At 66.8% G+C, this 7,355-nt stretch carries 11 protein-coding genes; 8 read left to right on the forward strand and 3 right to left on the reverse strand.

Features of this window, described 5'->3' with window-relative positions:
- The first annotated feature begins 17 nt into the window (after nucleotides 1-17).
- Both AB0I34_RS42435 and AB0I34_RS42440 read left to right on the forward strand, forming a co-directional pair.
- Entirely contained in the window at nucleotides 18-521 is a 504-nt protein-coding gene (locus AB0I34_RS42435; RefSeq protein WP_360457841.1) for an AAA family ATPase, read from the forward strand.
- A 306-nt stretch (nucleotides 522-827) separates the two neighbouring features.
- Nucleotides 828-1,406, forward strand: coding sequence for a hypothetical protein (locus AB0I34_RS42440; protein ID WP_360457814.1), 579 nt, complete (start codon nucleotides 828-830; stop codon nucleotides 1,404-1,406).
- Nucleotides 1,407-1,408: 2 nt separating this feature from the next.
- On the opposite strand, the gene AB0I34_RS42445 is transcribed toward AB0I34_RS42440, so the two are convergent.
- Complete coding sequence (locus AB0I34_RS42445) at nucleotides 1,409-1,957, reverse strand: kinase (protein WP_360457817.1); 549 nt, start codon at nucleotides 1,955-1,957, stop codon at nucleotides 1,409-1,411.
- 106 nt (nucleotides 1,958-2,063) lie between these two features.
- Here AB0I34_RS42445 and AB0I34_RS42450 point away from each other — a divergent pair, with 106 nt between their 5' ends.
- From AB0I34_RS42450 to AB0I34_RS42465, 4 genes are all read left to right on the forward strand, one after another.
- A complete protein-coding gene (locus AB0I34_RS42450; protein ID WP_360457820.1) occupies nucleotides 2,064-2,426 on the forward strand; it encodes a VOC family protein in 363 nt (120 codons plus the stop codon).
- Nucleotides 2,427-2,529: 103 nt separating this feature from the next.
- Entirely contained in the window at nucleotides 2,530-3,033 is a 504-nt protein-coding gene (locus tag AB0I34_RS42455) for a GNAT family protein (protein ID WP_360457844.1), read from the forward strand.
- A 173-nt stretch (nucleotides 3,034-3,206) separates the two neighbouring features.
- Nucleotides 3,207-3,575 carry a YciI family protein gene (locus AB0I34_RS42460; protein ID WP_360457823.1) on the forward strand — a complete coding sequence of 123 codons (369 nt, stop codon included), beginning with the start codon at nucleotides 3,207-3,209 and terminating at the stop codon, nucleotides 3,573-3,575.
- A 102-nt stretch (nucleotides 3,576-3,677) separates the two neighbouring features.
- Nucleotides 3,678-4,091 carry a cytidine deaminase gene (locus AB0I34_RS42465; RefSeq protein ID WP_360457826.1) on the forward strand — a complete coding sequence of 138 codons (414 nt, stop codon included), beginning with the start codon at nucleotides 3,678-3,680 and terminating at the stop codon, nucleotides 4,089-4,091.
- Nucleotides 4,092-4,108: 17 nt separating this feature from the next.
- Here AB0I34_RS42465 and AB0I34_RS42470 read toward each other — a convergent pair whose 3' ends face one another.
- The gene (locus AB0I34_RS42470) at nucleotides 4,109-4,615 is read right to left on the reverse strand and encodes a DinB family protein (RefSeq protein WP_360457829.1); all 507 of its coding nucleotides are present in this window, start codon (nucleotides 4,613-4,615) and stop codon (nucleotides 4,109-4,111) included.
- Between the two features lie 213 nt (nucleotides 4,616-4,828).
- Between AB0I34_RS42470 and AB0I34_RS42475 the strand changes: the two genes are divergently transcribed.
- Nucleotides 4,829-5,188: a hypothetical protein gene (locus tag AB0I34_RS42475; RefSeq protein WP_360457832.1), complete on the forward strand. Its 360-nt coding sequence runs from the start codon at nucleotides 4,829-4,831 to the stop codon at nucleotides 5,186-5,188.
- A 178-nt stretch (nucleotides 5,189-5,366) separates the two neighbouring features.
- Here the strand turns inward: AB0I34_RS42475 and AB0I34_RS42480 are convergent, their stop codons facing one another.
- Nucleotides 5,367-6,326 carry a nucleotidyltransferase domain-containing protein gene (locus AB0I34_RS42480; protein WP_360457835.1) on the reverse strand — a complete coding sequence of 320 codons (960 nt, stop codon included), beginning with the start codon at nucleotides 6,324-6,326 and terminating at the stop codon, nucleotides 5,367-5,369.
- 438 nt (nucleotides 6,327-6,764) lie between these two features.
- On the opposite strand from AB0I34_RS42480, the gene AB0I34_RS42485 reads away from it, so the two are divergent.
- A complete protein-coding gene (locus AB0I34_RS42485) occupies nucleotides 6,765-7,112 on the forward strand; it encodes a hypothetical protein (protein WP_360457838.1) in 348 nt (115 codons plus the stop codon).
- Nucleotides 7,113-7,355: the final 243 nt, after the last annotated feature.

Raw genomic sequence — 7,355 nt, forward strand, 5'->3', positions numbered from 1 at the left:
GGGTGTCTCTGGTGTATGTGACTGGCGGGTCTGGGGTGGGGAAGTCCACGGTGTGTGGGGAGCTGCGGCGGCGTGGGTACGACGCGTTTGATGCGGACCAAGGGCTGGCGCGGTGGTTTGCGAATGGGTCTGGCGTGGAGGTCGTGCTGCCGGCGGATCGGGATGACGATTGGTTCTTGCACAACACGTACAGGCTGCCGCCTGACACGGTGCGCCGACTCGGCGGGAAGGTCGGCGATCGGGTCGGGTTCGTGTGCGGAACTGTTGGCAACGACAACGAGATCTGGGAACTGTTCACCCACGTGGTCAGCCTCAGCGTTGACGCCCAGACTCTCCGCCAACGCCTCGCCGCCCGCACCAACGGCTTCGGCTCGACCGAGGCCGAGGTCCAACGCATCCTCGCCTGGCACGCCACCGCGGAACTCAACAACGCGCGGTACGGCGCCCTCATCGTCGACGCCACGCCGCCACCATCGAAGGTCGTCGACAACCTCCTCACAGCACTGGACCTACCGACGTGAAGCAGGAGTTGTCGCGCGCTGCAGGCGAGCACCCAGCACGCCGGTCACGCCGACATCGTCCGTGAGCTGATCGACGGCGAGCTGGACCCCGATCGGAGGAGCACTGTCCGGGAGGCGGCGGATCACTTCCGCGCTCGGTAGTTGCTTGGGTGGTCGGCGCGGTGCGCTGCTAACCTGCGGTCGAGTCAGAGCGTGAAGGAGGTGGTGCACATGCGGTCTATCTGCGCGGTGCCGCCTCGCCGATCTCCCCGGCGGCTCTGACCCTCTCGGGGCTCACCGCATCCAACTCATGCGAGGAGTCCTGTTGTGGATTCGTTTGATCAGTTGCTGGCGGCCCGTTCTCTCTTCGACGGCTATCCGGGTTCGTACTGGGTGACCGGCGGGTGGGCGCTGGATCTGTTCGCGGGCCGGGTACGTCGGCCGCACAGCGACGTGGATGTACTGGTTCTGGCCCGCGATCTCGATCAGGTCGCCAAGACGTTCACCATGCCGCGCCCCATGGTCCAGCACCCCGAGTCCGGCACGCGCCGTCCGTGGGAACCGGACGAACAACTCACCCCTGGCCCCGACGCGCTCGTCTTCCCCGACGACGCGAACCCCTGCCCGATCCAGATCCTGCTCGCCGCGTCCGACGCCGACGAGTGGGTCTTCCACCGCGGCCGCGGCACCATCCGGAAGCCGCTCACCGAGATCACGCTGACGTCGCTGGACGGTACGCCGTACCTCGCGCCGGAGATCGTGCTTCTGTTCAAGTCACGCGGTGGCCGGCCGAAGGACAACGACGACTTCACGGACGTCGTACACCTCCTGGACGCTGACCGCCGTCACTGGCTCCGCAACCGCATCGCTCCCGACCACCCCTGGTTCCCTGCGCTGCTGCACTGAGCTCAGTCGAGTGGGTTGGCCGCGCGGCCGCCCGTGGTCCAGGTGAGGTCGGTGATGATGCGACTGGTGGTCTCGTCGAGGCTGCTGGACGGGTCGATCACCTGCTCGCCTGGGACGTTGAGCAGGTCGCACGGCTGGTACCAGTCGCGCATCTGCTCGGTGGTGACGACCTCGGACAGTGGGCGGGTCGCGTGGCGCCGGACGGTTTCGTCGAACGAGAGCTGGAAGTAGTACACGCCCGTCCGGCCCACGTGATCCGCGATCAGTTGCCGAAGCATGTCGCCGTACGTCGGGCTGTACAGGATGCCCTCGAGCATCACGTGATAGCCGTTCTCCAGCGCGTAGCGCGCGGTCTGGTCGATCAGACCGACGTTCGGCGCACCGGGTCTGTCGTGCTCCCGCAGCAGGATCCGGCGCAGATAATCCTGCTCGATCCACGCAACCCCACGGCCCACCCGCTCCCGCACCGCCTGCGCCGTAGTGCTCTTCCCCGACCCCGAATTCCCCCGCAGAACCACCAACCGCGAAGTCCCATCCCCAACCTGACCCACGCGGCGACCCTAGCCCAGGAGGTGTGTCCGGTCTGCGTCCACGCTGATCGCGCGGGCGACGTACCGCGTGCTGCCACACTGGCGAGCTATGGACATCAAACATCGGATGATCGTGTTCGACGCTGCGGATATCGATGCGGAGAGTGCGTTCTGGGCGGCGTTCCTGGGTGGCACTGTCGAGGAGTGGGGCGACAGATGGCGCGCGATCTGGGTCGATGGCGAGTGGGCACTGGGCGTCCAGTCCGCTCCGAACCATGTGCCGCCGGATTGGCCCGATGGCGCGCCTCAGCAGATGCATCTCGACTTCTACCTCGAAGGGCTTGAGGCCCACGACGCTGCCCATGAGCAGGTGATCAGCCTCGGCGGACGACTGTTGAAAGCCGCCGACGACCGCACAGCCCCACGCGGCGTCCAGGTGTACGCCGACCCCGCCGGCCACCCGTTCTGCCTCTGTTGGATGCCCAACTGACCTACGGTATTTCAGCGGAGGCCAAGGCGGCACGGCCGACTGCTACGGTCCGTTGGTGGCTGGAACTACGGACTCGGATTGGCCTGTGTTGGTGGGGGCTCGGGTGGTCTTGCGGGTGCTCACGACGGGCGATGTCGATACTTGGCACGCTGGTGATGATGTGGAGCAGCAGCGGTGGTTCGAGGCGCCGGGGCCTGCTCCGCGGGAGAACGTCGTGCGGTACATCCGTGAGACGCGCGAAAGTTGGGTGAGTTCCGGGAGCAAGCGGGCCTGGGGGATCTGGCTCGGCGACGTACTCGCAGGCGGCATCGACGTCGCGGATCGAGGACAGGGGAGTGCCTACCTGTCTTACGTGGTGTTCCCCGCGAGCAGGCGCAAAGGTGCGGCCTCCGAGTCGATCCCTCTCGTGGCCGCGTGGGCGTTCGAGAACTGGCCGGTGGACCGCGTCGTGGCGACCATCGACGAACTCAACCTCGCCTCCCGCGCCACAGCCGAACGCGCTGGCCTCACGTACGACGGGATCGCCGACCCCAGCGAGTACGGCGAGTCAGGCACCATGCCGCGCTACGTCCTCCACCGCCCAGCCACACGAAACACCCACGCCTGAGCCTCCTGCCGACTGCCCGGCGCAATACGGCGGGTGCTCGGGGACTACCTCGGCAGCGGCAGCCCGGCGATTGGTGCGACCTGTGATCTTCTGATGCGGTGTCGGATCGGGCTGCCGCCGTTCGTGGAGAAGGTGGAGAGTGGCCGTAGGGGCCGCCCCGCGAAGGAGGAGACATGACGGAGTACCTCATCGCATTCAACGACGAATGGGTGCCCGATCTCACGGACGACGATCTACGCGCGGCGTCCAAGCGGACCACCGCGCTGAGGGCAGAGATGAAGGCTGCCGGCGTCCTCATCTTCACCGGCGGCCTGGACGACGCTGCGCCCGTGTTCAGCGTCGACGCGTCGAGCGGTGCCCCGCTGTTCACAGACGGTCCGTACATCGAGACCAAGGAGTACCTCGGCGGCTTCGCCGTCGTCGACGTGGCCGATGAGGAGGCTGCGCGGTTGTGGGCGGGAAAGATCGCGGTGGCCTGCGGTTGGCCACAGGAAGTACGACGCTTCCGGTACGCAACCGCCACCGAGCCCGAGACCACCTGAACGTCGGAAGCGAACGGCCCAGGCCAGACGATCGTGCCTCTGCCCTGGGCCACTGGCGAAATCCCATAGCCCTTAGCTGGACCGGGCCGCTAGGTTCCGTGCGTGATCGTTCAAAGTAACGACAGCCTGATCGACGCGGCCGCTGCCGTACTCCATCCTCACCATGTCGGTGATCGACTCTTCGGCGATGTGGCGTCGGCTCTCATCACTGATACCGGCAGCGTCTACGTCGGTGTGTGTATCGACACCGCCTCCGGCACGGGATTCTGCGCCGAGCACGCTGCCATCGCCGCGATGGTGACTGCTCGTGAGTACAAGATCGCGAAGATCGTGGCCGTCTGGCAGGGAGCGGACGGGGACCCGGTGCACGTTGTGCCGCCGTGCGGCCGCTGCCGAGAGTTCATCCGCCAGATCGACCCGGCAAACGTTGATACCGAAGTCGTTCTGGGCCGCCACCGAACGTCGACCCTCCGCGAACTCCTCCCCGAGAACGACTGGCCCGTCTCGCTGGATTGAGCCAACCGGCGGGTTGGTTATTCGCCCGTAGTGCCGTCGATGCGTTCGCGGAGGAGGTCCGCGTGGCCGTTGTGGCGGGCGTACTCCTCGATCATGTGCAGGTAGATCCACCGCAGGGTGTAGTCCTCGCCGGGACTGGCTTCGTCGAGACTGCGACCGGCCACGGCCTCACGCGACCGGGCGACGCTTGCTAGATAGCTGGCCAGGTCGTCGGCGGCATACGCGATGTCGACCTCCTCGGAGCCTGCCGTCGAGCCGGGCGCGTAGTCCCAGAAGAACAGGTGGTCGGGCTGGCCGTCGTACGCATGGAACCAGGCCTCGACTCCAGACAGGTGCCGAACCAGGCCGAGCAGCGAGAGTTTCGACGGCGGCACCGACCGCAGCGCCAGTTGTTCAGGCGTCAGCCCGCCGCATTTCAGCAGCAAGGTCGTCCGCTGGAACTCGAGGCGGTCTTCGAGTGCTGCCCGCTCATCGATCGGGTTGTACGGCGGCTCGGGTCGCTCAGGCGTGGTCCACGTCGACACCCGGGCGACCCTACCCACGTGTCGACCCCTTGGCCAGCCAGTTAAGACAGCCCAATCCCGGCCTGCCGCCGTGCCTGAACGCCGCTCCCGCGTACGTCGCAGCGTCCCCGCAGTACCACCTCACCCAGCGGCCACCTCCTCGTCAACTACCGCGTGCTCCACTGGGTCACGATTAGGCATGTGGGGAGTGGCTCAACGAGTGATGATGGTGCGATGCCTGAACGACACTCACGCACTGTGCCCGGCGGCCGAGCCTTCTACCTGACCGAACGACTCTGGAAGTTGGCGGAAGATCTTCCGGTCGAGCGTGTGCCGATCGACACCATCCGGGAGTTCGACGAGGACTGCTGGTTCGGTGGCGGACCAGTCACCTGCCGAATGGTCGCCCAGCACGCCGACCGTATCCAGAAGGCAGATCTCCGCTACCCGGTGATCCTGTCGGCCGACGGCCGCTTGATGGACGGCGGCCACAGAATCGCGAAAGCCTGGCTCACCGGCTCGACAACCATCGCCGCAACCCGCTTCACCACCGACCCCGACCCCGATTACATCGAGCCGACCCCCGCACACTGACGCCCGCCGACGGCCGCGGTGCAAGAAGCAGAACGACACAGTCACGCTCGGGGCGGTGGCGGCTGCTGGGGGCTAACCGGCGGTCAGACTCCAGGCACCTCGGTCATTCGCAGTTGGGATCGCGTGGACGGCGCTCCGGCGCCGAATTCGCGCTCCACCTATCGGCGGTCGGCGGGCGCTAGCCGGCCAGGGTCCGGATGGCGGCAATCGCGGCGTGCGGGTCGGCATCGGATCGTGGCCCCATCCAGGCGTATGCCGCAGTGGGAAAACGACCACGGTAGAGGCCGGCGTACGCAAGAAGGTTGTCGCGGGCGTTCTGGTCCGGCGTGACGTTCTCGCCGACGAGCAGTCGGGCCTGGTACGACAGCGCGATCCGGTCGGCGAGCCATTCCGGAACGTCGCGCGCCGGCTGTGGCCCCGCCTGCGCTGCGGTCAGGAGCTGGTCCGCGAAGGCAGTGGCGCCGTGTCTGTGGGCGCGGGCCTCAAACTGCGTCCAGTACCTGCCCAGGGAGCCGGCCCGCTCGCCCCAGCGTTCGGTGGCGACCTCGGCCAGCGCGGTCGCTGCGCGGCGGATCGCGATCCAGGCACCAATAGGGTCGTCGCCGGCCAGACGCTCGGCGTCGACGAGCAGTTGCCGCGCGGCGGTAAGCCATTCCTCTATGCGACGGTTCACCACGGCCTCGTCGAAGCGCCACCGGGTTGACAAGTCCAGCAACGCAGCGGCGACTCCGTGGTTGTCGCGGCGCGCCATACCGCCGTAGATCTTGTCGATGCCGTGAAGCCAGCGGCTGTCGTCCATCCGCACGAGCATGTCGCCGGGATCGCGCACCTCGCCCTCGTCGAACGTGAGTCGACCGGCGTCGACCGCCGTGTAGACGCCGCTTGTGCCCCACATCGAACTGAGCGCTAACGAGTGCCAGTCCACCTCGGTGGCTACCTCACCGACAGGCCGGCCGGAGCTGAGGACGATCACATCGAGATCGCTCAGCGGCCAGTGCTCTCCGCGGCCGAAGCTTCCACCGAGCACCAGCCCAACAACCCCTGGAACCGCGGCGAGAGCGTCGAGGGCCTCCTCCGCGCGGGCCGTCAGCCGTTCACGCCAAAGCCGTAGCCGTGGATCCGCCGTCGCTTCATTCACCCGCCGAAGCCTAGGCCAGATGTCACACATCGGGTGACGGAAATATGTCGCACATCAGTTGTCAGATCACAGAGCAGGTCAGGCGGGCAGCCCGAGCGGGCCAGCGCCACGGACTGCGGCGTACGGATCTCCTCCACTGGGCAGAACGGCTCCGGCGGAAGTGCGATCGTCCCCGGCCGGATCTGGCCCGGACATGAGAGAAGACCCTTAGCCTCAGGAATCCCCGTGCCTGGGGGCCTCCTGTTGTTGGAGCGGGTGACGAGAATCGAACTCGCGTAGCCAGTTTGGAAGATCGGTCGAACGCACGCTCACCGCCTGGCGCTGAGCCTCAGCCGGTGCCCGCCGATTGACCCCATCTGACCCTGGCTGACCCGTCGTAATCGCTCGCTAATCGCTCACGGGGGCGAGCCATCGCCGGTCTGATCCGTAGTCGAGTTCGTGCTGGATGATGGCTGCATGCGGAGAAGAGAACGTCGCGGCGAGGAATTGGCCACCCGGGCGAACGTGGTCCTCATCCAAAGTGCGCTCGCCCACATTCGCACGATTGCGTGTCTTCGACGTGATCCCGGATTCGACTCGGGCGAAGTCATCGACGACCACCACGAGCTGATCCGGTTGCTAGCGGACACCGCCGCCAGTCTCCCTGGATCTCTCCGCGCTGACACCAGGCAGACACCCGCTGAAGGCCTGCAGTACGCATGGGACATGTCGAACGAACTGATACGGCGCTGGATGCGAGAAACCCTCGCGAGCGAAGGCATCATGCTCGAGGAGCTCGTCTCCTGACACCGCGCCACCACTCCTGTCCCGTCCCCCTGATAGCTGCCAACCCAGGCCAGCGCGGCGCGTGTCAAGAGTCGGCTTGCCGATCCCGTAGGGACGCCTCTGGCGCTCTTGATACGGGTCGTGGTGGCCGTACGATCGAGCGGCCAGGGGGACGGGGCTAACCGGCGGTCAGACGCCAGGACGGCGGCTGCTGGCAGTTGGCATCGCGTGGATGAGGAAGCGTCCTGCTCCTGGGCTCCCGGC

It is taken from the genome of Kribbella sp. NPDC050281 (genome assembly GCF_040655855.1).
Classification (GTDB): Bacteria; Actinomycetota; Actinomycetes; order Propionibacteriales; family Kribbellaceae; genus Kribbella.

Excerpts from the sequence above, each read along its gene's own strand:
- AB0I34_RS42450 (WP_360457820.1), top strand. The coding sequence starts at position 2,064 with ATGATCGTGTTCGACGCTGCGGATATCGATGCGGAGAGTGCGTTCTGG.
- AB0I34_RS42460 (WP_360457823.1), top strand. The coding sequence starts at position 3,207 with ATGACGGAGTACCTCATCGCATTCAACGACGAATGGGTGCCCGATCTC.
- AB0I34_RS42475 (WP_360457832.1), top strand. The coding sequence starts at position 4,829 with ATGCCTGAACGACACTCACGCACTGTGCCCGGCGGCCGAGCCTTCTAC.